At 61.8% G+C, this 24,495-nt stretch carries 28 protein-coding genes and 1 pseudogene; all 29 read right to left on the reverse strand.

Features of this window, described 5'->3' with window-relative positions:
* Positions 1 to 1,575, reverse strand: coding sequence for a phage tail protein (locus N911_RS0105120; protein WP_029895007.1), 1,575 nt, complete (start codon positions 1,573 to 1,575; stop codon positions 1 to 3).
* Positions 1,575 to 2,984 (reverse strand): baseplate J/gp47 family protein, encoded by a 1,410-nt coding sequence (locus N911_RS0105125; protein ID WP_029895009.1) that lies wholly within the window; start codon positions 2,982 to 2,984, stop codon positions 1,575 to 1,577. The genes N911_RS0105120 and N911_RS0105125 overlap by 1 nt, the downstream gene beginning before the upstream one ends.
* A gap of 99 nt (positions 2,985 to 3,083) precedes the next feature.
* The gene (locus N911_RS0105130) at positions 3,084 to 3,512 is read right to left on the reverse strand and encodes a GPW/gp25 family protein (protein ID WP_029895010.1); all 429 of its coding nucleotides are present in this window, start codon (positions 3,510 to 3,512) and stop codon (positions 3,084 to 3,086) included.
* Positions 3,512 to 4,492 (reverse strand): hypothetical protein, encoded by a 981-nt coding sequence (locus tag N911_RS0105135; protein WP_237559892.1) that lies wholly within the window; start codon positions 4,490 to 4,492, stop codon positions 3,512 to 3,514. The genes N911_RS0105130 and N911_RS0105135 overlap by 1 nt, the downstream gene beginning before the upstream one ends.
* Before the next feature lie 5 nt (positions 4,493 to 4,497).
* Positions 4,498 to 4,791 (reverse strand): hypothetical protein, encoded by a 294-nt coding sequence (locus N911_RS0105140; protein WP_029895014.1) that lies wholly within the window; start codon positions 4,789 to 4,791, stop codon positions 4,498 to 4,500.
* Between the two features lie 2 nt (positions 4,792 to 4,793).
* Positions 4,794 to 5,057: a PAAR domain-containing protein gene (locus tag N911_RS0105145; protein ID WP_029895017.1), complete on the reverse strand. Its 264-nt coding sequence runs from the start codon at positions 5,055 to 5,057 to the stop codon at positions 4,794 to 4,796.
* Positions 5,054 to 5,425 carry a hypothetical protein gene (locus N911_RS0105150; RefSeq protein ID WP_029895019.1) on the reverse strand — a complete coding sequence of 124 codons (372 nt, stop codon included), beginning with the start codon at positions 5,423 to 5,425 and terminating at the stop codon, positions 5,054 to 5,056. Before N911_RS0105150 ends, N911_RS0105145 begins: the two co-directional genes overlap by 4 nt.
* A complete protein-coding gene (locus N911_RS0105155) occupies positions 5,415 to 6,185 on the reverse strand; it encodes a glycosyltransferase (RefSeq protein ID WP_029895021.1) in 771 nt (256 codons plus the stop codon). The genes N911_RS0105150 and N911_RS0105155 overlap by 11 nt, the downstream gene beginning before the upstream one ends.
* A 10-nt stretch (positions 6,186 to 6,195) precedes the next feature.
* On the reverse strand, positions 6,196 to 7,245 hold the full coding sequence (locus tag N911_RS0105160; RefSeq protein WP_011700611.1) for a phage baseplate assembly protein V: 1,050 nt from the start codon (positions 7,243 to 7,245) through the stop codon (positions 6,196 to 6,198).
* Positions 7,238 to 7,657: a DUF1353 domain-containing protein gene (locus tag N911_RS0105165; RefSeq protein WP_029895024.1), complete on the reverse strand. Its 420-nt coding sequence runs from the start codon at positions 7,655 to 7,657 to the stop codon at positions 7,238 to 7,240. Before N911_RS0105165 ends, N911_RS0105160 begins: the two co-directional genes overlap by 8 nt.
* On the reverse strand, positions 7,654 to 8,028 hold the full coding sequence (locus tag N911_RS0105170; RefSeq protein WP_029895026.1) for a YcbK family protein: 375 nt from the start codon (positions 8,026 to 8,028) through the stop codon (positions 7,654 to 7,656). The genes N911_RS0105165 and N911_RS0105170 overlap by 4 nt, the downstream gene beginning before the upstream one ends.
* A complete protein-coding gene (locus tag N911_RS0105175; RefSeq protein ID WP_029895027.1) occupies positions 8,021 to 9,304 on the reverse strand; it encodes a phage late control D family protein in 1,284 nt (427 codons plus the stop codon). Before N911_RS0105175 ends, N911_RS0105170 begins: the two co-directional genes overlap by 8 nt.
* 66 nt (positions 9,305 to 9,370) lie before the next feature.
* The gene (locus tag N911_RS0105180) at positions 9,371 to 9,661 is read right to left on the reverse strand and encodes a LysM peptidoglycan-binding domain-containing protein (RefSeq protein WP_029895028.1); all 291 of its coding nucleotides are present in this window, start codon (positions 9,659 to 9,661) and stop codon (positions 9,371 to 9,373) included.
* Entirely contained in the window at positions 9,658 to 10,128 is a 471-nt protein-coding gene (locus N911_RS0105185) for a CIS tube protein (protein WP_011366981.1), read from the reverse strand. The genes N911_RS0105180 and N911_RS0105185 overlap by 4 nt, the downstream gene beginning before the upstream one ends.
* A gap of 3 nt (positions 10,129 to 10,131) precedes the next feature.
* Positions 10,132 to 10,443, reverse strand: coding sequence for a DUF7768 domain-containing protein (locus N911_RS19220; protein WP_029895029.1), 312 nt, complete (start codon positions 10,441 to 10,443; stop codon positions 10,132 to 10,134).
* A gap of 2,441 nt (positions 10,444 to 12,884) precedes the next feature.
* Positions 12,885 to 14,087 (reverse strand): annotated as a pseudogene (locus N911_RS19155) (phage tail tape measure protein); the annotation flags it as partial.
* 143 nt (positions 14,088 to 14,230) lie between these two features.
* Positions 14,231 to 14,908, reverse strand: a complete 678-nt coding sequence (locus N911_RS0105200) for a T4 family baseplate hub assembly chaperone (RefSeq protein WP_029895034.1) — start codon at positions 14,906 to 14,908, stop codon at positions 14,231 to 14,233.
* A 15-nt stretch (positions 14,909 to 14,923) separates the two neighbouring features.
* Positions 14,924 to 15,370, reverse strand: a complete 447-nt coding sequence (locus tag N911_RS0105205) for a phage tail protein (protein ID WP_237559894.1) — start codon at positions 15,368 to 15,370, stop codon at positions 14,924 to 14,926.
* Positions 15,371 to 15,400: 30 nt separating this feature from the next.
* The gene (locus tag N911_RS0105210; protein ID WP_029895038.1) at positions 15,401 to 16,930 is read right to left on the reverse strand and encodes a phage tail sheath C-terminal domain-containing protein; all 1,530 of its coding nucleotides are present in this window, start codon (positions 16,928 to 16,930) and stop codon (positions 15,401 to 15,403) included.
* Positions 16,931 to 16,932: 2 nt separating this feature from the next.
* The gene (locus N911_RS0105215) at positions 16,933 to 17,190 is read right to left on the reverse strand and encodes a hypothetical protein (RefSeq protein ID WP_028577512.1); all 258 of its coding nucleotides are present in this window, start codon (positions 17,188 to 17,190) and stop codon (positions 16,933 to 16,935) included.
* Between the two features lie 12 nt (positions 17,191 to 17,202).
* Positions 17,203 to 17,751, reverse strand: coding sequence for a hypothetical protein (locus tag N911_RS0105220; RefSeq protein ID WP_029895041.1), 549 nt, complete (start codon positions 17,749 to 17,751; stop codon positions 17,203 to 17,205).
* 59 nt (positions 17,752 to 17,810) lie between these two features.
* Positions 17,811 to 18,296: a phage virion morphogenesis protein gene (locus N911_RS0105225; RefSeq protein ID WP_029895043.1), complete on the reverse strand. Its 486-nt coding sequence runs from the start codon at positions 18,294 to 18,296 to the stop codon at positions 17,811 to 17,813.
* Positions 18,286 to 18,612, reverse strand: coding sequence for a hypothetical protein (locus N911_RS0105230; protein ID WP_237559895.1), 327 nt, complete (start codon positions 18,610 to 18,612; stop codon positions 18,286 to 18,288). The genes N911_RS0105225 and N911_RS0105230 overlap by 11 nt, the downstream gene beginning before the upstream one ends.
* Before the next feature lie 19 nt (positions 18,613 to 18,631).
* A complete protein-coding gene (locus tag N911_RS0105235) occupies positions 18,632 to 19,096 on the reverse strand; it encodes a hypothetical protein (RefSeq protein ID WP_022992998.1) in 465 nt (154 codons plus the stop codon).
* Positions 19,083 to 19,442: a hypothetical protein gene (locus N911_RS0105240; RefSeq protein ID WP_029895048.1), complete on the reverse strand. Its 360-nt coding sequence runs from the start codon at positions 19,440 to 19,442 to the stop codon at positions 19,083 to 19,085. Before N911_RS0105240 ends, N911_RS0105235 begins: the two co-directional genes overlap by 14 nt.
* 19 nt (positions 19,443 to 19,461) lie before the next feature.
* Positions 19,462 to 20,325, reverse strand: coding sequence for an HK97-fold major capsid protein (locus N911_RS0105245; protein WP_029895050.1), 864 nt, complete (start codon positions 20,323 to 20,325; stop codon positions 19,462 to 19,464).
* Between the two features lie 18 nt (positions 20,326 to 20,343).
* Positions 20,344 to 20,709, reverse strand: a complete 366-nt coding sequence (locus N911_RS0105250; protein WP_029895051.1) for a hypothetical protein — start codon at positions 20,707 to 20,709, stop codon at positions 20,344 to 20,346.
* Between the two features lie 12 nt (positions 20,710 to 20,721).
* On the reverse strand, positions 20,722 to 23,130 hold the full coding sequence (locus N911_RS0105255) for a DNA adenine methylase (protein WP_029895054.1): 2,409 nt from the start codon (positions 23,128 to 23,130) through the stop codon (positions 20,722 to 20,724).
* A gap of 392 nt (positions 23,131 to 23,522) precedes the next feature.
* Positions 23,523 to 24,440 (reverse strand): LysR family transcriptional regulator, encoded by a 918-nt coding sequence (locus N911_RS0105260; RefSeq protein ID WP_029895055.1) that lies wholly within the window; start codon positions 24,438 to 24,440, stop codon positions 23,523 to 23,525.
* Positions 24,441 to 24,495: the final 55 nt, after the last annotated feature.

Here is a 24,495-nt window from a genome sequence, read left to right on the forward strand (position 1 = left end):
TCAGGTGGGCCACTGGGTGGCGCGATAGTTGTTGGTGGCAGCCTCGAACCCGGCCTGCGTCGGCGCGTGCAGATCCTGTTGACGGAACAGCCAGCGGTAGGAAGGCCGCGACCAGCGGAATCCGGCTTGGTTGAGGCGCATGCGGCTGACGCGCAGGGGTCGGGTCCGATCCACGGAGAGGCGCAGGCCGGTGGTGTTGAGCGGGCTTGCTCCCAGCTTCATGGTCTCGACCCGATGGCGCTGGAGAGAGCCCGTGTCCACGTAGACTTCAAGCGAAGCCCGTTCGCCGGTCAGATTCGCATTGCTCAGATACCGGGTGTTCAGGGTGTTCGCGTTGAGCCGGAACACAGGCCCTCTCCGCCGCCATCGGTCGATCCGGTCGACGGCCAGGGTGACGTCCGCGTCGCAGCCAGCGGTGGAGGCGAGCAGCAGATTGCTGATGCCGCCCTGGTTGGCGGTGAGATCGAGACCTTCGTTGAGCCTGGCGCGGCCGAGCTGGAAACAGAGGCGGTGCCGGGATTCCAGGGGCAAGCGCAGGTCGTACTTGGTTTCCGCCCATTCGACCGGTTCCGCCTGCGTATCGAAGAAGAAATCCTTCTGCCGGAAGCAGTAGCGCAGCGCGGTCTCGCCATGGGTCAGCGGCTTGCGGTTGAGATGGCTCTCGCCCAGCCCGAAGCCGCTTTCCAGCACATCCCCCTCGAAATCGCGGCCGGTGTAAATGGGCGTGCAGAAGGAAACCCGGTCCTCGCCGACGCGGGTGTACGGAAGCCGCCAGTCGTTGAGGGCCTTGTGGTTCAGGCGCATCCGATTCTGGCGGCCGTGAAAACGGGAGACCTTCACGGCCGCCCGGTCGATTTCCGGGAGCATCTCCGTGGTGCTGGTGAGCTGCAGCAGCTCCCAGACTCTCTGCTTGTTGGTCAGGTGGCGGCAGGAACCGAGCGAGGAACGTCCGAGGACGAAGGTCTCGTCGAGAAACGCCAGCACGATCCGGCGCACGGCGTTGGCGTGCCCGAAGTCGAGCATCGCGCCGCCTTCGATCCATTCGAGCAGGAGCTGGAGCCAGAAACAGCGGGTGCCCGCCGGGTGGTGAAACACCAGGGCGTCGCGCAGCCCCTCGGTCTGGTTGAGACACAGCACACGAAACACGCCGAGGCTGAACACTAGCCCGGGCAGCTTTGCGTTGCTGAGTCGGGATCGGGCATTGAGTCGCAGAGCCGAGCGGAAGGTCTCCTGCAGTTCCCCCTGCCAACCGAGCGAGTCGAAGTCGCGTTCGATGGCCGGAATGGTGCCCTTGCGGCGATAGATCTCGACCGCCTCCCGCACGCGGCGACGCTGGCAGTCCGGCGAACAGGTGCCGTCCACTTCGAGACCAACGAGCCTCGCCAGCAGCGGGAGAAAGCGCTCGTCGCAATGATCCACATCGAAGATGGTCGGGAAGTCGTCGATGGCCTGCTTGAGTTCGTCGAGCGTTCCGGCGGGAAGGCTCAGAAAGGTGCGCAGGTCACCGGCCTCGTCGTTGTGCTCGTGAAGCGGCGGCAGCAGGCCGAGCAGATTGTCCTTGAACCAATCCGACATCAACCGGCCCTCCGCAGATCGAGGTTGACGGTGCCGAGAGCCGGGATTTCACCGTGACGCAGCTCGATGTCCTGCTGCGGCGCGTAGAGGTGCATATGGCTGACCCCGCGCACGCCGTCGATCAGGGCCACAAGGTCGGAGAAGTGAATGGTCTGGCCGAAAGAGACTTGGTCGAAAGAAAAGAAATCGGAGAGCGCGGCTTCGATGCGGCTGCGCACATTTTCCAGCGGTTCACCGGGCCAGACGTAGACCTCGGCGTCGATGGAAACGGGCCGGTAGATCGGATCGAACAGGTTGATCTCGACCGTGATGACCTTGCGGCGTTCGAGAAACTCCGCGAGGTCCCGCTTGAGCAGCGCCGATGGCATGCCGCCGCCATTGGGGGCGATGGCCAGGTGGACGTTGTAATAGCGGATGTTCTGACAGGCATTGGTGTCGAGCACCTTGGCCTTGGCGACACCGGGGTAGCCCTCGGCGAGCGCCTGGTAATCCTCCAGGGTGACGGCCTTCCAGAGACTGCGCAGCTCCGCTGGTGCCTGTCGGCGGGCGTGTTCGAGGGCTTCCCGCGCCGCGCCGCCGGTGGCGGGCACCGGGTTGGTGACGGTCAGTGAGACCTGGCCTCCGTCGAGGTAGACCGGGCTCAGCAGTTGGGTGATCCGGTTCGGACCGAGATTGCCCTGGTCTCCGATGGTTTGCAGATAGTTGACGGTGATGGCGCTTCCCTGGGCGGGTACAGCACCGCTTTGCCCGTCGCCGAAAATCAGGGTGGAAATGTCGAGGGCATCCAGGTCGGCCATGAAATGACGGCTGTCGGCCAGACTGTCCTGAAAATGATCGACCTCGCTCCAGGCGTCGTCCCCCACCGTAACGGTGATGGTGCCCTGGGCGATGACGTCGCCGGTCAGGCGGAAGCGCTGGAATGGCAGCCCCGTCGACGTGAAGGTCTCGGTGCGGCGCACGCCTTGACGGGCCGGGATGTCCACCGAGAGCACGCCTCGCGGGATCAGGCCGTCCTCGACCGTCTCGAAATCCGCCTCGCCGTCATGCAGCAAGGCACGGCAGGCTGTTCCCGCCGGAATGGTCAGGTCCTTGCCGAGCGGGGCGGAGAGCTGGAAGCGCAGCGTGGTGGTTGAGGCCACCGGCGAGTCCAACCGGTAGCCGATGAGCTTGCAGAGGTTGATGACGTTCTGGCGCTGACGTGCCGTGGGCAGAAATGCCTCCGCCGCCTGGGCGTCCAGGTAGTAGGCCAGCATGTCGCCCACGCCGCAGAACAGATCGAGCAGGACGACGCCGAGATCGGAGTGGTTGAAATCGGTCCAGCGGTCGGTGAGCTGCGGGATCTTCGCCAGCAGCTCCTGGCGGATCGATTCGTAATCCTTGTTGATGTATCCGATGCTTGCGCGGCCCATGGTCTCTCCGGTTTTCGGCGGTTATGCGAGAGCGCCTGATGCTCTCGCCACGCCGGTTACTTACCGGAAGGGACATGGATGTGTCGGAGACGGGATGGTTCAGCGAGCGGGGCTGGCTGGCGCTTCCCGGTAGAAGGGATAAACCAGATTCCCTTCCACCTGGCTCTGGATCACGCGATAGGCGATATGCACCGGCAGGAGGTTCCTGTCCGTATTCGCCGGAAGGTCGTCGAAGCGAACATCCGTGATGATCACCCGCTTTTCCCAGCGCTTGATGGCGTCTATGACGTAATGGCGCAGCAGGCCCTTGAGCACCTCGTCGTTCTGTTCGAACACCAGATCCTTCAGCCTGGAGCCGAACTCCGGATTCATGAACCGTTCACCGATCCGGGTGCCGAGGATCTGCAGGATGCTTTCGCGGATATGCTCGTGCTCCCGCGAGGTCGAGGCGGAAATCTGGGTGCCGCCGGAAACGGACTGAAATCGAAAAGGATGGCGCAACCCCGCGCCGAGAAAATCAAAATTCATCAGTCACGCTCCTCACAATTCAGTTGGCATTGACTGGAACAGTCGGGGAAGGCCTCATCCCCTTCCGATGCCTCGCTGAAGAAACGCGCCACCAACTCCAGGCCGCTCTTCAGGGTCAGGTGAATGGTCCCATCGGCCTCGATCAGTCCAGCATGGCCTGATTCCCCGCAATGGAAGCCCTTGGCACCTCCGGAGATCAGGTGAACGGTGATGCTTTCTCCAATTCCCTCGATTCTGCCTATACCGAGAATATCGATGGGTCCGGTCGGATTGATAAGCGTGACGAACCTCCTTCTATGGTCGATATCCAGGCGGATGCCTTCGGCAAAGCTGACCGAGAACCGCCACGACCCCAACGCAATCGGCTCCACATCCAAAGGCAGTCCACTGAGCCCGGCGTCTTCATGAGTTGTGCGTAAATAGGTTTGATCCAGGGTGTAAATCCGTCCAGGTGCGACTTCGACGGCCGTTCCGGGTCCGGGGGTGACGATCTGGTGCTGCCCGGCGTCGATGACACTGATTCGCTGGTCGTCCGTCGTCCGCAGGATCATACCGTCGGGCAAGGTGAAGAGCCGGTTGCCGTCCGGCAGATCGCGGGGTTCGGTGCCCACGGGCAGCTCGATAAAGGGATAGAAATCAGGCTCCGGCTCAATCTGCACCTGGTCCAAGTATTCCTGGGTCTTGGTCTGCTGAGCCTCCAGATAGGCCTGGGCCTGTTCGCGCATCGCCTCCGAGGCTGCGTGTGAATCCTCGAGGGCCTTGCGCACTTTCTTCATCTCCTGGCGGATTTCATCAAGAAACGGCGTGCGGTCCTCGCCATCCTCGATGAGTCCCAACCCCTCGGCCAGCACGCGGGCAATGGCCATGAGTTCCCGGTGGGCTTCAGCCCGGCTGGTGTCGTCGAACAGGGGCGGCCCTTCGGCTTCTCCATAGCCATCCCCGTAACCGTACCCATAACCATATCCATCACCGATCATCATGCGTTCTACTCCCCCCAATACCATGACTCGACCACCTCAACCTGCACGAACCTCGCGCTCCTGCGACGCCAGGAATCGAACACCGTGATCACCGCACAGCCGATTTTGTCGCCGGGATAGATGTATCCCGACGAATCGACCCAAACCACGTCCGGATCGGAACTTTCAAATTCCGGCTCTTCAGCGTAATCGCCATGAATGGCCAGTTGAATGGGTGGTCCCCATGCGTATCGGGACACTCGAAGGGTCCTGGGCGACACGTCCCAGTAGTCAATCTTGAGCTTGTTGCGGATGGACATGGTCAGTTGTCCTCCGTGTTCGGGCTGCCGGTCACGATCACCGCTCCGCAGCCGGTGATGTCGCCGACGCGGGCATTGGGAAGCCCTTCCGTGATGGTATCGAGGCTTCCGGTCACGATGGGCGTCACGCCATGCCCCGGGATGGGACAGATATGCAAATCACCCATGCGGGCCACCTGCATGCCGTTGTCGAAAGTCCGGCTCGCCCCGGTGACGATGACGCCGCCATGACTGCTGATGTCGCCGAGTCTCGCTTGTGGTCTCATGGTTTTACCTTCAGCATCAGGTGAATCAGAAAGCCGACCAGACCACCGATGGTGCTGCCGATGGTCATGACCAGGCCGACAATCTTCCACATGGTCTCGGTCCCCATCTTGGAACCGACCCGAGCGTGTAGCCGGTCGATCTCCTCGGCGTGCCGGTGCAGATCGGCATAGATCGAACGGACCAGCACCTCGACGTTTTCCTTGTCCGATTTTTTCTCGATTTCTCGCTCGATCTTCTCAAGACGGTCCTGGATTTCCCGGCGGTGGCTTTCGAGGATGCTTCGAAACTCCTCACGCCAGTGGTCGAAGGTTCGGGCCAGCAGCTCCTCACTCGCGGACAATCCGGTTGCTTGCGGCTTATCCGGCATGGTCAGTCACCTTTTTGATGATATGGCGGCTTCTCACTTCGAGCTGGCACTCGTATTCACGGTCCAGCCCGCGTCGCTTCATGGCGGCGACGACCGCATCATAAGAGCATTGGATTTGCTCCAGCCGCCTTTGACACGAGAGCGATGCCCGATGGAACCGGTAGCGGTACAACGGTGTGCGCAGATGTTCTATCTCCGTCACCTCCGCAAGCCGCAGACACAGGTCGTAGTCCATCGCCAACGGATAGGTCTCGTCGAACCCTTTGACCTGAGCGAAGGCCTCCATCCGGATCAGACGGAAATGGAAGGTCATGAAGTCGAGCAACATGCGGTCCTTGGAAAACGGAATCTGACAACGGCGTCCGAGTCCGCGTCGCTGGCCGTTGCCGTCGATCACCACATGATCCGTATAAACCATGCCGATCTCGGGGCGGCTCTCCAGAACGGCGGCCGTTTCTTCCAGGGCCGAGGGTTCGAGCAAATCGTCGCTGTCGAGAACCCCGATGTAGCGCCCCTGTGCCTCGGCGCAGGATCGGACCAGCGACTGGGCGTGGCCGATGCGTTCGCCACCGAAGATCCGGAAGCGGGAATCCATTTCCGCCATCTCCCGGGCGATTTCTACCGAGTTGTCGGTCGAGCCATCGTTCCAGAGAATGGCCTCCCAGTCGGTCATGGTCTGCAGTTGCAGGCTTCGCAGAGTCTCTTTCAGAAACCCGGCCCGGTTGTAATAGGTGGTGACGATAGTCACGAGTGGTTGCATGGTTTCTCCTTCAGGTGTTGATCAAGACGGTGTTCGTCGAGCGAATGATGATGTTTCCGGCCACCCCATCCATGAACACGAGGCTGCCGGACTTGTCGGTGGCGCTGATGCTTTCCTGGCCTGGCGCGGCGTTCATGCGCACCACCTGACCGGCCTTGTCGGTGAGACGGATCTGTTCGGCGGCGGCGGTGGAATCGACGAGGATTTCCTGGGTGCCGTTGAGGCCCCAGATGTGAACCTTTTCCCGGCCCTTGGTGGTATCGATGAGGATCTTCTGCCAGCGGGAGCGGCCCTTGTCGCACGAGAGGATGTGGACCTTCTCCTTGTCCTGCCAGGCTTCGAGGATCACCTGCTGGCGGCAGAGGTCGGTGAGCTGGATGCGGGCGCGGGAGCCGACGATCTGCGAGGCGATGTCGAGCTGGTCGCCTTTCTCGGCGTCCTTCGTGCCTCGGCGCAGGGCGTTGCCGCTCTGCATCTCGGGCTTCACCTTCCCTTCCATGGTGAGGATCTGTCCGGCACGGTCGATGATCCGCAGCAGCTCGTCGCCGTCGCGGTCATCGGCCAGGATGGTGTGGCCGGTTTCGGTCTTGAGCAGGACCTTCAGACGCGGGCAGTAATACGGCGGATGGCCGTGGTACTTCTTGTGTTCGAGATCGTCGTGCCGGTTGGCCTGATGCTCGACCTTGTCCTCGCAGTCATGACAGAAGGCATTCGCGCAGGTGCGCTTCGATTCCTCGGGCTGCTCACCGGGATTGCTCTTGGCCAGCCAGACCCCGGTCCAGATCGGATACTGGACGACGCCTCCCTCGAACTCTGCCCAGACCGAAGCTCCTTCCTCGGGGACCAGGAACATGCCGGTGTCGTCGTTGCCGCCGTAGGGGAAACAGGGCGCGGCCCATTCGGACCAGTTCTCCCGCCCGCTGCCGAGCACGGCGGGGATTTCCAGGCGGACCCTGCCGAGGCGTTCGGGGTCGTTGTTGTCGCGCACGAAGGCCCGATACTTGCCGTACCAGCGGTTGCGGTAGCGCTCCTCGGATTGACGGTCGCGGGTTTCAAGCATGCTCCGCCTCCTGTTTTCGACTGGCGTCCCAGGCCAGCCAGCCGCCGAGGCGAAGCGCCCAATACATGACCTGCCTTTTCCACAGAGGCACGCCCAGGGCCGCCATCAGTTCGAGAAAGAGGCGGTCGGCCGCAAGCCGCGAAACCTTGCCGGTGTGGTAGAGGTAGTCGTGAACGACGGCCGCCGGGGAATATCGCCCCCAGGGCGGCACCACGCGCCAGAACAGGCGCGGCACCGAGGCGAAGTCGGTCTCGAACCCGGCGGGCACTTCGATGATGCGGCCAGCGCCGGTGCGGACACGGAACGGCTGAGTCAGCCTCGCGGTCATTCCATTGGGCAGGATCTCCACCCGAAGCGGCCCGGAGAGACCCAGCGCGGTGCCGGAAAACAGGGTCTTGGTTTGGGCGCTCATGACCGCCACCTCGCCTTGCCCGACTGGCGCACGTCGAGATGGACCCAGGAGGCATAGACGCCGATGCCGCCCTCGCGGAAGAGTGGGATCTCCTCGGCGATGACCGCCAGTTCTTCAGGCGGAACGCCTGCCGGACAGCTCACGTCGGCCGCCATGCCCAGCGTGTGAAAACTCTGCTCCGCGCCGCCCACCGCCTTGTTGTGCCGGTTGCAGCGAAAGCCGCTGGTGATGGACAGCGGTTTGCCTATGCGGTCGCGCAGCGTCTGCAGGGCGTCGACCAGGTCGGGATGGACTGCAGCCGAATGGCCGCAGCAGTTCGTGCCTTTGCAGGCGAATTCCGAACGGTTGAAATTCTTGCTGAGATCACCCATTGCCGCCTCCTTGTGTGACCGCGCCGGAATCCGCGTCGATGGTCACCATGGCTGGTGGCTCGTTTTGCGGCGTGGGCGGGGCCTCCTTGTCGTTGGGTTTGCCCTGGGACTCGGCGGACTTGTCGCCCGCGCCCTTGCCGAGGGCGTTCTTCTTGAGTTTGAGTTCGCAGAGATAGCCTGCGCCGCTGATGCTGTGGCACACCGAGTGGCAGTAATAGATGCCGGAAAACTTCTGGCCCACGCCCTTGATCTCGACGTTCTTCTTGGCGCGAAGCTGGGGAATGCCGATGGTGGCGGCGTCCGCCTCGACCTGACGCAGCTCGGCCTCGCGGAACTTGCCCTCGGCGCTGTCCTGGGCTGGCTCCTGGCGCGGCTCTTCGTGAAAGCCTTCGGAACGGTCGAAGCTGGGCACGATCTGCCCCGTCTCCTGTTCCTTGAAGCTGCCTTCGCCGGTGTTGCCGTCGACCAGATAGGTCTGCTTGCCCAGGGCCGTCCGCTCGGGGGTGGTGGCGTTGTTGGCCTTGTGCTCGACCACGTCCTTCTTGCGCGGGTCGATACCGACCGTCTTGGTCTCGACACCCGCGCCCTTGGCTCCCTGGGATTGGGTGCTGGGGCGGAACGAGCGCAGCAGGCCCTTGGTGTCGGTGAAATATTCGAGGGTCAGAAGCGGCGTCTGGTCGAGCTCGCGGGGATGGAAATGGAGTTCGTCATCCTGGATGTAGAAGACATAGCCGCTCACGCCGTCGCCATCGCGGTCGCGGGCCTTTTCCGCCAGCTCCTTGAGGAACTGGGCGTCCGAGATGTTGCTTTGGGTGACGCGGAGATGGGTCCCCTTGGTGGCCGTGACCACCGGGGTGAGGCCGTTGGCGGCGGCGATCTGTTCTGCGATTTCCGAATAAAGGATGCCGGGAGCGGGTTTCTGCCAGACTTTTTGGTTCTCCTTGCCCGCGAGCTTGAAGCCCTTGTCGTAGGCCTTGATGCGGATGGTCGGATCGCCGTTTTCCGGGAAGTCATAATCGATGTCCTTGATGACCGCCTTCTTGCGCGGAGATAGATTCCCCACGTAGCCGAAGCGGGCCACGATCTCGTTGCCTTCCTGAAACAGCGGATCGTCGACGAACTGCAGGTTGCGGTCGGTCACCGACAGTTCGAGGACATCCAGCTCCTCCTCGTTGTCGGTGAAGACGAACGAGGTGATCTCCTGGGTAATGTCCTTCGAGAGGTCTTGCCCCTCGATCTGAATCAGAAATGTCGGCTTGAAGGTATCCAGATCCATGCGTATCTCCGGCGGTTCGCAGTTCCCTGCTTACTTACCGGAAGGCATGGCGAGGTGTCGGACGCTTCAGTCGAGCAGGCGCATTTGGACGTGTTCGCGAGAGGGAATGCGCAGGGCCAGGCCGGGCTCTAGCGCCAACGGGAAAAAGAGGTCGTTGTAATCACAGATGATCCACCAGAGCCTGGCGTCACCCAGATAGCGGTGCGCGAGCAGATCCAGACGGTCGCCCTCGACGACGGTGTGCAGGCGATCGTCATATCTCGGAGTAATGTCGATGCGCTGACGCATGCCGAGGGAGGTGCCGTCGCTGTCCCGGTAGAGAACGCAACGGGCGTAGCGGGAATCACGGCCGATCATGAACGTACCTCCGACCAGTTGATGGAACGGTCGACGTATTCCTCGAGGACGATGTCCACCTCGGCCCGTTGCGGCAGCAGGTTGTCCCGGTCGAACAGGCCGAAGAACCGCGCCTTCACCTGCCGGACGATGCAGGTCACGCCCGGGTAGAGATCTCCGAAAATCAGCAGCACACGGTGCGGCGCGTTCTTGAGCATGGTTCCGGCGTGTTCCGGATATTGCAGCGAGCGGAGCCAGTCGACCTTCTGTTTAACCGGCCCCTTGAACAGCTCGACCTTGAAGGCGATCCGGCGCGGTTCCCCGGCGACGTATTGGTAGCGCGGGTGGCTCATGCCGGGGATCTTGATCGTCGCGTAGTCGGTCGACTTCTCGTCGCTGATGGAGTTGGGGTTGTACTGGAATTCGAGCCGCTCCCCCGTGTCGGCGTCCACCAGATATCCCTTGATGGGCTGTTGATCCCAGGCCATTGCTTACACCTCGGCGATCTCGATGATCGGCTTGCCCAGTTGTCCGGCCCGGTCCAGTTCCCGCCGCATGCCGCTGGAAATGCCGTTGCCGGTGAACGCCCATACCTCGTCGCAACATTCCATGTAGGCCAAGCCGCAGGCGATCCCCGTCTCCCGCTGCTCGGGAACGCTGTCATCGGTAAAGGTTGGATACAACAAGTGCGGCGCGAACGGAGCGTGACCGCTTCTCATAACCTGACGGCAAAGCGCCTCGGCGACCCTGACGTTTCGGGCTATGTCGCCCGCGAACGGGCTGCAGACAAAGATGCGTTTCATCGGTCCTCTCAAAGTGTTTCGTAGTTTCTGATCTTCCGCTCCCGAAGATCCTTGTAGACGGCCTCGGCCACCTTCCGGCCATCGATGTTGGTGGTCACGCTCAGTTCCACCGGTCGGTCGGCCAGGCCATCGAGGCGCGAGAGCAGCGATTCCAGCAGTTCGCGCGCTCCCGGACCGGCTTCCTCTCCGCGCTGGGGTGTCGCTGGAGCGGTGCGGGCCGGAGAAATCAACCGTTCGGAGGGCACCGTCTCGGCGAGTCCCGATTGCAGGGGCTTTGCAATCGGAGTCGGCGCGGACGTTATGGGTCGCTCGATCCCACCTGGTGCCAGAGAGGCATCTCCCTTTTCCAGTGCCAGTTCCACTGTGAGCGGCTGGATATAGTTCTTACTTACCGGCTCGACGGCCGCCGCGACGGTCTGCACGGTGCCGTTCATCGGATGCGGAGGCGGAGTTGCCGTGGCCATGACCGGCTGGAGCATCAGCATGGCGCTCAGGGCCTTGGGCACCAGGCGCTCGTCCAGACGCGGCACGAGACTGAGCACGCTTTCGATGATGCGTTGCCCAATCGATTCGGCGGGCTGCGCGGTCTTGAATGGTTGCTTCTGCTCGGCCACCTGCGGGACCGGTCCTTGGACTCCCAGCATGGCGCGAGCGGAGGAGAGCAAACCGTTGGCAATCCCGGCGCTGCGATCCTTGATTGCCTGAATGCCCGCGCTCGCGCCGCTGGAAAGCCTTTGCCAGAGGGATTGCCCCTCGGTACCGGCACTGGCAAAGATTCGGCCCACAGCCCCGGGGACGGCAGACAGCGTGGCAACGATCCGGTCGCGGACATTGACGGCTCCCGTGGCCAGCGCATCCCAGGCATTGACCTTGGGCGGCGTGATTGCCAGCTCAGGCGTGTCGCCAAACAGGGATTGTTTGAGACCGCCGAAGATGGCACCGGCCTTGGCCGCGACGGATTGAGCCCCGGTGGTCAGCCCATCCCAGAGTTTTCCAGCCATTCGGAAGGGAGCCGAGGCGGCGTCCATGAGGTTGCCGCCCGCCGACTTGATCTGCTGCCAGGCTCCCGCAGCGGCCGAGAGAATCCCGCGAGCGGCGAAGCCGAACACTTTCGCGGGCAGCGACTGGGTAAGGCTCATGCCATCGGCGAGGGTCTTGAGCAGCGCGGAGCCGGAAGCGGTAAGTCTGGCGAGTGGTCCCTCGCGGGCATCGGAGAACGGCAGTAGATTGCGCAGCTTGCCCAGAGCGTTTTTGAGCATGGTGAAGGGATAGGTCACCGCCGACCAGATTCCTTCGCCCAAGGTGACGAGCAGCTTCTTGCCCGCCTCGAAGAAGGTGGTGTCCCCGGCGAAGAAGGAACGCACGGTGGCAAACATCTCCCGCAGGGTGCTGATGATCGGCAGATTCAGAATCGCCTGGCCGATCTGTCCGGCGGCGTCGGCCACCAGGCGTCCGATGGAGGTGAAGATGCCGGAAATGAAATTCCAGACCCCGACCACCACATCCCGCGCCCAGCGGAACGGGGTGGCAAGAAAACCGTAGACCGCGCCGCCAATGGCCTTGAGACCGTCCAGCAGGGAGATGTCGCCGGTCAGCACCTGCCAGACCGCATAGATGATCTTCCCGGCGGCCACGAATGCCTCGCCGATCATGCGCACGGGCAACAGGAACTTGTAGATGAACTTGGTCGCTCCGATCAGGGACCCGACGATGATTTTGCCGACCCAGACCACGCTGCGCACCACCACCGCCAGGGCTCGGACGATGAGCGACAGGTTCCAAGCCACGATCTTCAGGGCGAACGCCAACCCCTGCAGAAGCACACCGGCGACGGTACCGATAACCGTGCCGAAGGTACGCCAGGACGACCCGTCGGTGGCGCTGACCGCCACGCCGAAAATCTCCACCACTGAAAAGACCGCGCTGGCCAATGCCGCGTAAGCGCTCATCAGGGTGCGGACGGTCGGTTCGAGGATGGCGCGGATGCGGCCAAAGGCATGGGAGAACGCGCCCCACAATCCGGACAGGGCCTCGCGAACGCGGTAATAGGCTTTGAAGACGGTGACCACGAAGCCCAGCAGTCCGGCGGATTCGAGCTTCTGGGCCAGTTCGGCCGACATCTGCCCGACGCCGCCGCTGAGCGAACCCACCAGCTCTCTGAACCCCCGGAACACCAGCGAGACCTTGTTCCAGGCCCCGGTGATGATCTCCTGAATGCCGCCGAAGTTGGTTTCCCATGCGCGTTTGAGCAGATACACCGAGAGGATCACGCCCGCGATGATCGCGGTGACGGGCAGAAAATAGGTCGCGACCGCCGAACCCACCCCGGCCAGCGCGGCGCTGATGGCCACGAACCCTGCCTTGATGGCGGGAAGCATGAGTCCCACCATGCCTACGGCGGCGGTGACGGCTCCGGCCACGACCAGAATGGTGCCGAGGGCCATGGATAATCCAAGGACCAGCCGGGTCACGCCCGGCATCGATTTGGCCATGCGCTGCAGGAACAGAATGAAGCGGGAGACGCCGTTGATCACCGGCGTGACCACCGGCAGCAGAGTGCGGCCCAGGATTTCGCTGAGGTTGGCCATCTGCTGGCGCAGGAGCAGAAACCGGGCTCCGATGTCCTGGTTCATGGCGTCGGCCATCTGTTCGGTGACCGCCGTGCCGGTCTTCATGGCCCGGCCCACCGATTGGATATTGCCTTCGAGGCTCTCCATGCCCGCCGACATCTGCAGCAGGAACTTGACCGCCTCGTCGGAGCCGAAAGCCTTCTTCAGCTTCACTTGGGCGGCGGCGTTGGAGAGGTCGGGGAACTGGCGCTTGATCTCCTGCAGGATGGGAACCACGCCCTTGAGACGGCCGCTGGTGTCGGTGAAGGACAGGCCAAGCTCGTCACCGGCTTCGGCCGCCTTCATGATGAACGCCTTGTACAGCGTGCCCGCCTCTGAGCCGGGCATGGTGGTCTGAAGCTGGCCGAGCACGGCGAGCTGCTCGTTCAGGGGAATATTGCTAGCCGCAGCCACCGCGCCGATGTTCTTGATGGCGTCGGCCATCTGGGTGCCGTTGGTCTTGAACGAGGCCACGGTCTGCGCCATGGCTCCGGAAAAAGCGGTCGCCCATTCCATGTCGTTCATGTCGGCCATGATGGGCTTGAAGATCCCGTAGGCGGTGGTGAAGGTGCCGACCATCTCCTGGGTGGTGGCCTTGGTCGCCTTGGCGGTCATGGCGGCCATGGAGGTAAAGACGCCCACCGCCTCGTCGCTGAGGTTGGACAGGGCCGATTTCACGTCATAGGTGGCGGTGATGAAGGCGGCCTTGTCGGCACCGGACCACTGGTTGGTGAAGGATTCGGCGGCGTCCTCGATGGCACGGAGATCCTGCACGCCCAAGGACGCCAGCTCTCCCAGGGCCTTCTGGGTCGCGGCGGTGGAGGCGACCAAGGCGGCGGGCACTGCCATCAGGGCCAGTCCCGCCCCCAGCATCATGGTGCCTTGCTGGATACGGTCCAGGTTGCGGGTCATCCGCTCGCTGGCATCCGCGACGGTGGAATCGAGGTCCATCATGGAGCCACGGATGCGCTGCGCGTTCTGCGAGAACGCATCCTTCATCGATACCACTATGCCCAGTCCGAGATCGCCGTTCATCTATCGCCGTTCCGTTTGCTCACGTTCAAAATCAAGCTGCCGCTCGAGGGCCTCGACGAACTGACGCCGGACCCTGAGCGGCAGCGAGCGGGTTTCCGACCAGCCCCAGTGCAGTCCGCCGTAAGCGAGAAAGAATACGTCGCTTACAAGCGAACTCCTGGGAACAAAAAAGCCGGTTCGGCCTCCAGACGGGTGCGGATCTTGGTGCCGCAGCCATCGCATTCGGTTTCGACCGAGGTGTCGATTCCCGCGTCGACCCGCGACATCTCCTGCCGCAGGGCGTTGCGGTCGCGCATCGACATTTCCGCCAGGCTCTTCTTGGAAGGTGCCTTGCCGTCGATGTCGAGAATGCGGATGAGCATGGCCGAGGAGATGTTGGGCTCGCGCAGGCTGGCCAGGCGCTTTTCCTTATGGCCGTCGAGATATCCGAAGCGCACGGTTTTCTTCGAGCCGGGCAGCTTGAAGGCGAACTCCCGCTCTTCGCCGTAGGGGGTGACCTTGAGATCCTCGAGATTGACGGTCACGAAGTTGGTCATGCGGCAGGCGCTGTTCGGGCAGCTCAGCTCCAGCTCCACCTCGTCCCCGAGGGAAATCTGGCGCAGGCGGACCAGGGCGAACAACCGGTCACCCGAGAGCAGGTTCATCACCTCGGAAAGATCGGGATCGGTCTTCTCGCCCAGCCGGACGAAACAGTTGCGGAGCACCTGGTTGATCGCCTCTCCGGAGCGGATCAGGCGCTGGTTGGTGAGCAGTTCTTCCTCGGCCCCGGTCATTTCCCGGAGCTCGAGTTCAGTGCCGCTTGGCAGTTCAAAGCTGTACATGGTCGATCCTCCGGTTTAGGTCCAGTATTGGAAGCAGATGGTGAGCTTCTCGATGGTGTTCTCGGTGTTGCCACCCTCGAGCTCGTCGTATTCGAGCGCTTTCACCCAGGCCCCGTGCAAGGTCCAGCGGCGGGTCTCGTTGCCGGTGCGGTCGTAGCGGACAACGTCGATGTCGCGCATGTAGTCGGCGGGAAGGCCGCCGGTGACGGCGTTCACGTCCACCTGTTTCTTGATCCATTCGCGGGCAGCCTCGTCGGAGCCGTCCTGCAGGTTGCCTTTCTCGAGGGTGATGTCCTCGAACTTGACCCGCCCCGCCACCTTCTGGTCGAACATCGAACCGGCCGGGGCAAAGGCCACTTCCTCGAATTCGGTTTTGGGCTCCTGTCCCTTGTGGAACAGGGCCACGTCGAAGCCGATTACCTCGATGGCGAACTGCCAGTTCTGATAAAGGCTTTTGGGCATGTTTCCGCTTCTCATAGCCGTATTCTCCCGTTAGATGATTTCTTTGAAGTCCGCGCCGGTGCTGGTCAGGATGAAGTTCAGCTCGATGAACTCAGCCGTCTTGGTCGGCTTGACGAACACGCGGGCCACCATTTCGTTGCGGTCGATGACCGCCGGGGTGTTGGTCTCCTCGTCGCACTGGAAGGCGAAGTCGTAGAGGCCGCCCTTGTCCTTGATGTCCTGCAGGAAGGGATTGATCAGGCGACCGAGGGCACGCCAGGTCTGGGGATGGTTCGGTTCGAACACCACGAAGCGGGAGGATTCCGAGATGGCTTCCTCCATGTACATCATCAGGCGGCGGACGTTGATGCGGTCCACGGCCGATGGCTGGCTCTGCAGTGTCTTCTGCCCCCAGATGTTGATGCCGGTGTCGGGGAACACGGCGATGACGTTGACCCCTTCCGGATAGAGCACATCGCGCTCGCCACGGCTGGTTTTGTAGGCCAGGGAGAGCGTGTTGAAGATGCGGCCCCGGTCGATACCGGCGGGCGCGTTCCAGACGTTGGTCTTCTGGTCGCTGCGGGCGATGCAGCCCGCCACCGCGCCGCAGGGCGGCACCAGCTTCTTGCGCGAGTTGACCGGATCGCTGATCTCCAGCCAGGGGTAGTAGAGCGCCGCGTAGGAGGAGTTGAAGGCCGCGTGGCTGTACATCCCTTGTCCCTTGCGGAAGTCGACTGCTTCGAGCGGCTCCAGATGTATGGGCGTGTCGGCGATGAACAGCAGATCCTTGCGCCCCTCGGCATAGGCGATTCCGGCGTTGATCACCGGCACCGTGGTGACGCCGGGAACCATCAGCAGGTTCAGGGCGTCGATCTCATCAAAGCCATAGAGGCCGGTATGCTGCGAGGGATCGCCGATGAAATCGGCATCGGCCAGATCGGTCAGTCCGTTGTCGCCGCCGCCGAGCGTGAACACGCCCAATGTCGGACGGTCGCAGGGCGTTCCCGACGCGGCTGCCAGATCCTGGACCAGGATGAAATCCGAACGGTCGTTGATCGCCAGCTCCACATGGTTCGGCAGCGTCTCGTCCATGCTCAGATCCTTGAACACCTCGACCACATCGCCTTTATGCCGGACCACCAGGTTGAAATGGTTGGCCGGGTCGAGGGAGCCGTCCTCGATGGAGACGGAGAGCCGGTCCCCCCAGACACCTTCGTTCACGGCCTCGATCCGCAGGGCGTCGGCGGGCGTCGCCTCACGGTTCTGCAGCACGATGGAAGATTTGAGCGCCGTCAGGGTGTCCCGGTCGGTGGAGTCGGTGAGATGGGCGATGCGGGTGACGTAGAGGACCGAGCCGCCGTTGTCGAAAAACGCCCGTGCGGCGTAGGCCAGATAGCTCTCGTTGATATAGGAGCCGAAACGGTTGATGAACTGTTCCCAGCTCGTCACCAGCACGGGCTTGTTGATCGGGCCTTTCTCGGCCACTCCGACCATGGCGGCCGACGAGGTCGAGATCTGCTTCACATAGAAACTGAAGTCCGTTTCCCGGGTGTAAATCCCGGGCGATAGATAGGTCGGCATGGTTATTTCCTCCGCTTGCTGGTGGTCTTGGCCTCATCGGCTGCGGCGTCATCGGTTGCCGTGGGCTTTTCCGGCTCCGGTTCCGCGCCGCCGGTAAGGTCGGTGATGCGCACCAGGCCGCGTTTTCCGGCGGTCTTGATCTCGGCGGAGAGGTCCTTGCGGGCGATGCTCTTGCGTTCTCGCGGCCCGAGGTGAAGGGTTCCCTGGCCGGAGAGGTTGAACGTCAGGGGTTGGAACTGCAGGTTTCTGATCTCGATCACGGTTGTTCTCCTTTACGGTTGAATGGTTCGTTGCTCTGTCACGTCGCCGTGAAACTGGAAGGTCCGGTCCCGGATCAGCCGACCGTCGCGCAGGTCGCCGTCGTACACCGGGCAGGATTCGATGCGGATGCGTCCGGAGCTTTGCCGGAGGTTGGAGAGGTTCACCCGGGCCAGGCCGCCCAGAGGAACCAGTTCGGTAAGGTTCAGGCTGCCCTGGTCGGCGATGGCGATCTCCGGGTAAAGCTGGAGGAACCGCGAAATCGATTCGCTAAACCTAAGCAGTTCGGCCTCCCGGTCCACGGTCACCACCAGGTCGAAATCGAGGTGATAGAGACGGGGAAACCGGCACTCCTCGAAACTCAGCTCCGCGACATTCTTCTCGAACAGGCGGCTCTGGCTGCGGCGGAAACGGTCTTCCGCCAGCTTCGGCCCCTGGAGGATGACGCTGGGGGTACGCTGGACCTCGAACAGGTCATCCGGGAACACCAGCACGGTGTCCGGGTGGATGGCCTGCTTGGCCAGGCGGATCAGTGTTTCTGTGACGGTCTGTATCGTGCTCAAGGGACGCCTCCGTTTTCTGCCTGGTTACTTACCGGAAGCGCTGGCGATGTGTCGGAGGCTCAAAGCGCGGAGCGGATCGCCTCGCGATAGTTCTGGAGGATCTGTTCGCGGTACTTCTCCATCACCGGATGCAGAAAGGGTCTGGCGGGGATGATGATGGTCGCGCCGTTCGGATGTTTGATGGTGGCTCCGTACTCCATGACGGCACCGATGTTCACCATTTCTTCCCCGTCCTTGTTTACGGTGCCGCGCAGCAGGCCGACGAACACCTTGTCAGCCATGATCTTCTGGGTGATGGCGTTGACGAGAAAGCCGGTGTCGATGAGCGCCTTGCTGGAACCTTTGCGCTCGATTGTGCTTGCGGCGAGTTTCACAAAGGCCTGTCCGCCCGGGGCCTGGGAGCGAATCCCCCGCTGGATCTCGCGCACCAGAAAAAGGGCGTTGCGGATCGTGGCCTGACGCAGGGCGGTGGCCAGGCGCGGCCCCATGCCGGTGGTCAGCTTGGCGCGGGCCTTGTCCCAGTCACCGGTCCGCCTAACGCCCATTGAGCTTCACCAGTTGCAGGTTCTTGTGAGTGACGGTGCCGAAGAAGTGTTCTTCTTCCACACTCTGTATGCGATAGGTTTCCCGGTCTGCGTCCAGGCGGTCTTCACCCCGGACGTCGGCATCCGGAAGGACGCAGGCGAGCGCGTCAATCTTGCCGCTCAACTCCTCCGGCGGGGTTTCGTTCAGTTCGAGGGGGATGACAGAAACTTCTGAATATTCGGCATCGTCGGTGCCGTAAAGCCGCTCGCCGGGAACCACGCGCAGAACCCGTGCGGTCTGGCCCGAGGAGAGGATCAGCCGGGCGACGTCGGCCATGGCTTCGGCGCGTTCCCGGTCATTCAACAACATCGAGATCGATCCCTTGTTCGTAGATGACCGGAGTGAGTCCGCTCGGGGTCAGGATGTAGGCTTCCTGATCGAGCTGGGTGGCCGGACGCAGCTCGGTGAGACGCTGCCGGTAGTCGGCGAGCAGATCGGCCTCGAGCTTGGCCCAATGGCCGGGCTGGCCGGTTTTATCCACCCGCTTGTCGCCACTGGAAAAGGAGAAGGCGTTGGCGGTGGCCGAACGCATGACCTGGCAGGCGTGGATCTGCGCCATGATCACCAGAAGCTCACGGACCTCGCCGGTGGGATCGGGGGTGATCTCTCCGGCCGTGACCGTCAGCGATTGGTCGAGATCGCGGCCAACCCGGAAAACGGCCTTCCGGACGCACCTCTCCAGAGTCTGGTCCTCGAAGAGAGATGCGCCCGGGTCGGATAGGTCGAGCCGCAGGTCGGCGATCAGGTCACTCAGCAACACCTTGCAGGCCCTCCAGGCGGCTCTTGAGCGCGTCGATCACCGTGCGGCGTTTCTCGGTGTCCATGTAGCCTTTGAGGGTCTCCGGATTGGCTTCCTCGTTGACCCTGGAGATGGCGTCGGTGGCGGAGAGTTTGCTCAGGTCCACCGGTTCCGCGTCATGGTCGGGCTCTGGAGGGGCGAGCGGTTCCTGCTTCGGCTTGTCGGCCATGGCCAGGCGGCCATTCTTGAGCGCCGCCTGGATCTGCTTGGTGAGGCGTTCCACCTCGACCACCTGGCCGGGCTTGAGTTTCAGCCCGGCGTCGGGGATCACCAGAACGCCGGGACGGATGTTCTTGGTTCGATTCATCTCACGTCACCTCCTAAGATTACGGAACCAGTTTGACCTTGGCCATGATGTCGGGGCGGGTAATGCCCTGACCGATTTCGGACCACACCAGCCAGCCGGTCTTGAAGCGGGTCTTTTGATCGATGGACTCCGTCTTCAGGTTTTCGCGCACCGGCATCTTTCCGACCTCTTCATCCGGGACGATGATGATCTCGTCCAGCGGCATGGAGGCGGTCAGCAGAATGCCGCCGGTGCCGTAGTTCTTGATGACACCCTTCTGGCGCAGCTCGAGCTTGGTCTGGGGATCGAGGTTCCAGCCGCGCATGTCGTTGAACCGGCGGCCACGCATGACGATGTACTTCACCGACAGCTCCAGGTCCTCGATGATCGAGATGGCCTCGTTCAGCGCCTCTTCGGTGAGCAGGTCGCCGGTGACCTCGATGGTGTTGGCCGCCGGGATGGCCGAGGAGAGCACCGAAATGGTGCGGCGGTCCATCTCCTTGCGGATGGCGTCGGCGGCGCTGGTCTGGATGTCCATCAGCGTGCCGATATTGCCGTTCTTGAGGACGGAAACGTCCACCATCGGGTTGGAGTGGATGCGGTTGGTGGGGAACTCGACCTCGTCCTTGCCCACCTCCTGTTCCTGAGCCTCACCTTCTTTGCTGATCCAGTGGGCCTTGACCGTAGGCTTCTTCTGATAGACCGGGCGTTCGCCCTTGGGCAGCGTGTGCTTGGTGAGCAGCAGCGAGGAGATCTCCTTGCGCTTGATCTCCTGTTCAATGGGCGCGGCGATGGCGGCAGCAAGCGCCTGCATGCCTTCCGGCGACTCGAGAGCCTCGCTCATGAGCCGCGCCATGGTTTCCATGTACTCCTGGGAATGGATCTTCAACTGATTGGTTTTCATGTGCGTTGGCTCCTTGGGTTAGACAAGCAGGCGGAATTTGAGGACGCCGCTCTGTACGGAAATTGCCTGGGCGATAACAAGCTGCCTGTTGGCGATGTTGCCGCCTTCGAGCTTTCCGGTGGCAGAGACCTTGAGGTTGTCTCCGGGGTTGATCGTTCCCTCGAAAACATCCGTTTCGTAGATCCCGCCGCCGCAGTAAATGCCCGGCATTTCACCTTCGGCGTAGTCCTTGATCAGAATGCCGAACGAGCGAAGTTCTGGATCGGTGTTGACGGCGAACAGGTCATCGCCGACCACGCGGACTACCTGGCCGAGCTGGCCGTCGCCCTGGATGTGGCCGTCGCCATAGGCGAGGCCCCGGTGACACGGATTGATGAATGACATGGTGTTTCCTCCTTATGCGTTGATTTGCGAATGTTCGGGAGATTCCTCGCCGACACGGTTGCGGTAAGCGGCCATGAACCCGTCGCGCAGACGGTCCTCGAGCGACACCTTGCGGTCGTCCACATCGAGAGGCCGGACACCGGCGTCGCTGCGTAGCGGCGTCTCCGTCGATGCCTTGGCGGCGGGCTTGCCGCCCTGGTCGCTGTCGGCGGGTTTCTCTTCCTTGTCCTTGTCCGCTTTGGTCGACTTGGGCAGGCGCTCGTAAGCGGCCTCGGTGGCGGCGAAGGCTTCGTCGGACAATTCGGCCAGGCGTTTCAGCTCGGCTTCCCGGTCCTCCTCGGACGCAAAGGAGAGCCCCTGCTTTTCCAGCCGGGTGAGCAGCTTCTTGGCGCGGGAGCGGCAGGCGGCCGCTTTTTGTTCGGCTTCCAGTTCCTGGACGCGTTTCTGCAGCTCGGCGATCTGGGCCTTGAGCTGCCGGTTTTCCTTTTCCAGGTCGGTAACGCGAGCGGGATCGCCTTCCTGCTGGGCCGGTTTCTTCTTGGCCGCGTCAGATTCAGTCTTGGCGGCCGGGTCATCGGTGGGTTTGGTTTTGTCTTCCATCGTGGAATCTCCTTCGGGTTGGGATTGGTCGGGCTGGCTCTGAAGGGACGCCACCTGCAGAATCCTGGCGTTCTCGTCCGCGCCTTTGCGGTCGAGCAGTCCCAGTCCGGTGAAAGTGACGCCGTGCAGAATTTCGAAAACGGGTTGGCCGTTGAAATCACGGCCCTTGAATTTGCGCAGGTGGGTGCAGTAGTCGGCCTTGTTTTGGAAGCGCTTGTGGCAGACCGAGCATTCGCCCTCCTGGTAGTCGCACTCCATGGAGACCTGGGAGATGATCCCGCGCTTCATCAGCTTGTAGGCCAGCCGGGCGGCCGGGGTGTCGTGGACGTACAGCTCGCCGACACATTCCACGCGGCCGCCGTTGTCGTCCTCCAGGTAGTCGGCGGCGACAACACCACCCACGATGTCGTTGAACTCCTGCGAATGCTGCAGATCGATCTTCTTGTTCACGGCCGTCATGTGCCGACCGGACAACTCCTCGGCAGTGAAGTGATCGCCGTTCTTGTTGGTGCCGGTGCGACAGAGCACGAAGCTGAATTGGGGGTCGCCCGCCGAGCCGACATCCATGGCCTCGGTCGCGAGGCGTTCACCATCGCCCAGCCGGATGTCCACGGGGATACTGGTGTGGAAGTTCGCGGCGGCGGCCATCGGAGCGGGTTTCTCCTCCCGCTCGGCGCTGGCCTTGGCCCCGGGAGCGCAGACGAACAGACGCTCCTTGGCGTTGGAAGCCTCGCCGTGCTTGGCGGTGATGGCGTAGTGGTGATCCTTGGATTTCATCCGGCTCTGCTTTCCGAAGGAGCCGATGATCCGCTTCATCTCCTGCTCGTTGGGATAGGCGTGATCGCGGTAGGAGATCAGCCAGTGCGGGATGTGCTTGGCGTTGCCGAGAAAAGTCTGGAAGAACTCGCTGGCGTTGGCCTTGGTGACGGTCTTGTGGTCAGTCTCGTAATACTTGACCTTGGTGTCGGCCTTGATTTCGAGCCCTTCCCAATAGGTCATGAGCCCCTCCACGAAGTGGTAGGCCCGCTCGTAGTTGGTGGTCGAAAACTCGGTGGCGTAGGGCGGATCGAAGTAGGCCAGATCCGCCTTGGCTTTCGGCAGCAGATCATTGATGTCCTGACGGTATGCCTTGTTCTCCTTGTCGTTGTCGAAGACCAGGGCGTTGATGCGCTGCAGGTTCTTGCGCAGGCGATCCTTGAACTCGTCGGGAGTGTCCTGGCGGCGGCCATAATCGGTGGACGACGAGAAGTGGCCGAAGCCACCCTTGCCGCTCATGCAGGTTTTGCCGAGGCCGAACAGGGCGATGTCTTTCTTGAAGCCGGAGAGCTTGTCGCAGTTGGCGCGGATGGTGTCGATCAGCGCATGGACGCCCTTGGCGAAGAAGATGCCCTTGAAGTTGTCCTGAACGAAGCAGCCCGCCTTGGCGTTGTCGGCCAGGAGTGCCTCGATCTCTTCCTCGCTCAGGCGAACCGAGTTGTTCTCGATGATCGCCCTGGCGGCATGGTGGCAGTAGCGGAGCCGGTCGTTGGCGATGACCTGGAGGCCCTTGGTCTTGTACATGTAGGCCACGACCGCAGACCCCGAAAAGGCATCCAGCACCGTGCCAGTGCCTTCCGGGGTATGCTTCCAGATCCAGTCGACGAGCTTCTGCTTACTGCCGATGTAGTTGGTGATGTACTTGGGGCGCTTCTCGGGAGGGAGCTCTTCAGGAGCGGACTGTTCGGCGGCCTCGGACCCGAGCGTGTCGGGATCGAGAGTCAGCGCCGCATCGGCCTCCAGTAGAAACGCCAGCCTTTCCAGGTCTGTGGCGAACAGTTCCATCAACGTCTCCGGTCAGTTTGCTGTGCTCTCCGCGACCTGCGGGGAGCGTTCAGCGATTACTTACCGGAAGCGTCGGCGATGTGTCGGAGGGTGACTGCGAATTTCAGCGGGCGGGGTTCAGCCGCGCCAGAACGGCCTTGCCGCAGGCGTCGAGGGAGGGGTATTCGTCGCTCTCGGTGATCTCGGAAAAGACCCCGTCATAAGGTGAGCGGGACAGCCGGTGGTATTCGAGAAAATCCGCCGGAAGCGAGGTGGCACAGGACGATGAGGACGGGTTCGGGCACCTGATGCTGATTTAATTTACTTCATTTGGAATGTGTAACCTTATTCCGTAATTTGGAATAGAGTTCCATTAGACAATCGAAAGGGTCTATTTCTCCTGCCGCAGCACGCTATGCACTACGAGGTGCTTCTGTAGAATCCCTTTGAGCACGCGCCAAAGCCAAAAATCCACGTACATAGTCGATGCTATCGTCTGCCTCACGAATACCGAGGAATAACTGCTTGTCCACACCTGATTTTCCCAGCCGCACCGGGAAGACATCAAACCGGTCTGCGTATTCTTCGACGATCCAGCGTGGCAAAGCTCCAACGCCTCGGCCGCTGGCTATCATTTGCAGCATGATGTCAGTTGTCTCGATCAGTTTGTGTCGTTTCGGGCTGATGCCCGCAGGCGTGAGGAACCGTGTATAAATGTCGAGCCGGTCAATGGTGATCGGATAGGTGATCAGGATTTCTTTGGATAATTGCTCCGGGCTCACATGGCTTGCTTGACGCAATGGATGTTGCGGGCCGACGACCAACACCTGTTCATAATCAAAAACTGACTCAAAAAGTAGACCTTTCTTGTGAAAAGGATCAGGTGTTACCAACAAATCAATATCGTAGCTAAACAGTGCACCGACGCCCCCGAATTGAAATTTTTGCTTAACATCTAAATCGACCGAGGGCCATGCAGCCAGAAAATGCGATGCGATCTTCAGCAGCCACTGATAGCAAGGATGGCATTCCATGCCAATGCGCAACGTACCGCGCTCACCTCGCGCAAACTGCTCAATGCGTTCCTCAGCGTGGACAAATTGTGGCACTAGACGATTGGCCAAACCCAACAGGTATTCCCCTGTCTGGGTTGGGCACAAACTACGTCCCTCACGACGCCATATCGCAGCACCCAACTGATCCTCCAGCTTGCGAATGCTATGGCTGAGTGCGGACTGGGTGAGGTGTAGTTTTTCTGCGGCGGCCGTGAGTGAGCCATTTTGGTCGACGGCACGGATAATTTCCAGGTGGATACGTTCAAGAATGGCCATTGGGGCACCTTTCACTATGAGCAAATTTCATCGTTCTCTGAAAATATATCATTTT

The organism is Desulfohalovibrio reitneri (assembly GCF_000711295.1).
GTDB lineage: Bacteria > Desulfobacterota > Desulfovibrionia > Desulfovibrionales > Desulfovibrionaceae > Desulfohalovibrio > Desulfohalovibrio reitneri.

What these genes read in the sequence shown, in the direction of transcription:
- N911_RS0105185 (WP_011366981.1), bottom strand. Translation starts at nt 10,128, where the DNA reads ATGGCCTGGGATCAACAGCCCATCAAGGGATATCTGGTGGACGCCGAC.
- N911_RS0105160 (WP_011700611.1), bottom strand. Translation starts at nt 7,245, where the DNA reads ATGCTTGAAACCCGCGACCGTCAATCCGAGGAGCGCTACCGCAACCGC.
- N911_RS0105210 (WP_029895038.1), bottom strand. Translation starts at nt 16,930, where the DNA reads ATGCCGACCTATCTATCGCCCGGGATTTACACCCGGGAAACGGACTTC.
- N911_RS0105125 (WP_029895009.1), bottom strand. Translation starts at nt 2,984, where the DNA reads ATGGGCCGCGCAAGCATCGGATACATCAACAAGGATTACGAATCGATC.
- N911_RS0105120 (WP_029895007.1), bottom strand. Translation starts at nt 1,575, where the DNA reads ATGTCGGATTGGTTCAAGGACAATCTGCTCGGCCTGCTGCCGCCGCTT.
- N911_RS0105155 (WP_029895021.1), bottom strand. Translation starts at nt 6,185, where the DNA reads ATGCAACCACTCGTGACTATCGTCACCACCTATTACAACCGGGCCGGG.
- N911_RS0105255 (WP_029895054.1), bottom strand. Translation starts at nt 23,130, where the DNA reads ATGGAACTGTTCGCCACAGACCTGGAAAGGCTGGCGTTTCTACTGGAG.
- N911_RS0105165 (WP_029895024.1), bottom strand. Translation starts at nt 7,657, where the DNA reads ATGAGCGCCCAAACCAAGACCCTGTTTTCCGGCACCGCGCTGGGTCTC.
- N911_RS0105245 (WP_029895050.1), bottom strand. Translation starts at nt 20,325, where the DNA reads ATGAAAACCAATCAGTTGAAGATCCATTCCCAGGAGTACATGGAAACC.
- N911_RS0105130 (WP_029895010.1), bottom strand. Translation starts at nt 3,512, where the DNA reads ATGAATTTTGATTTTCTCGGCGCGGGGTTGCGCCATCCTTTTCGATTT.
- N911_RS0105145 (WP_029895017.1), bottom strand. Translation starts at nt 5,057, where the DNA reads ATGAGACCACAAGCGAGACTCGGCGACATCAGCAGTCATGGCGGCGTC.
- N911_RS0105225 (WP_029895043.1), bottom strand. Translation starts at nt 18,296, where the DNA reads ATGGGCGTTAGGCGGACCGGTGACTGGGACAAGGCCCGCGCCAAGCTG.
- N911_RS0105250 (WP_029895051.1), bottom strand. Translation starts at nt 20,709, where the DNA reads ATGTCATTCATCAATCCGTGTCACCGGGGCCTCGCCTATGGCGACGGC.
- N911_RS0105230 (WP_237559895.1), bottom strand. Translation starts at nt 18,612, where the DNA reads ATGGCCGACGTCGCCCGGCTGATCCTCTCCTCGGGCCAGACCGCACGG.
- N911_RS0105260 (WP_029895055.1), bottom strand. Translation starts at nt 24,440, where the DNA reads ATGGCCATTCTTGAACGTATCCACCTGGAAATTATCCGTGCCGTCGAC.
- N911_RS0105170 (WP_029895026.1), bottom strand. Translation starts at nt 8,028, where the DNA reads ATGGGTGATCTCAGCAAGAATTTCAACCGTTCGGAATTCGCCTGCAAA.
- N911_RS0105135 (WP_237559892.1), bottom strand. Translation starts at nt 4,492, where the DNA reads ATGATGATCGGTGATGGATATGGTTATGGGTACGGTTACGGGGATGGC.
- N911_RS0105205 (WP_237559894.1), bottom strand. Translation starts at nt 15,370, where the DNA reads ATGCCCAAAAGCCTTTATCAGAACTGGCAGTTCGCCATCGAGGTAATC.
- N911_RS0105180 (WP_029895028.1), bottom strand. Translation starts at nt 9,661, where the DNA reads ATGATCGGCCGTGATTCCCGCTACGCCCGTTGCGTTCTCTACCGGGAC.
- N911_RS0105240 (WP_029895048.1), bottom strand. Translation starts at nt 19,442, where the DNA reads ATGAATCGAACCAAGAACATCCGTCCCGGCGTTCTGGTGATCCCCGAC.
- N911_RS0105175 (WP_029895027.1), bottom strand. Translation starts at nt 9,304, where the DNA reads ATGGATCTGGATACCTTCAAGCCGACATTTCTGATTCAGATCGAGGGG.
- N911_RS0105200 (WP_029895034.1), bottom strand. Translation starts at nt 14,908, where the DNA reads ATGTACAGCTTTGAACTGCCAAGCGGCACTGAACTCGAGCTCCGGGAA.
- N911_RS19220 (WP_029895029.1), bottom strand. Translation starts at nt 10,443, where the DNA reads ATGAAACGCATCTTTGTCTGCAGCCCGTTCGCGGGCGACATAGCCCGA.
- N911_RS0105150 (WP_029895019.1), bottom strand. Translation starts at nt 5,425, where the DNA reads ATGCCGGATAAGCCGCAAGCAACCGGATTGTCCGCGAGTGAGGAGCTG.
- N911_RS0105140 (WP_029895014.1), bottom strand. Translation starts at nt 4,791, where the DNA reads ATGTCCATCCGCAACAAGCTCAAGATTGACTACTGGGACGTGTCGCCC.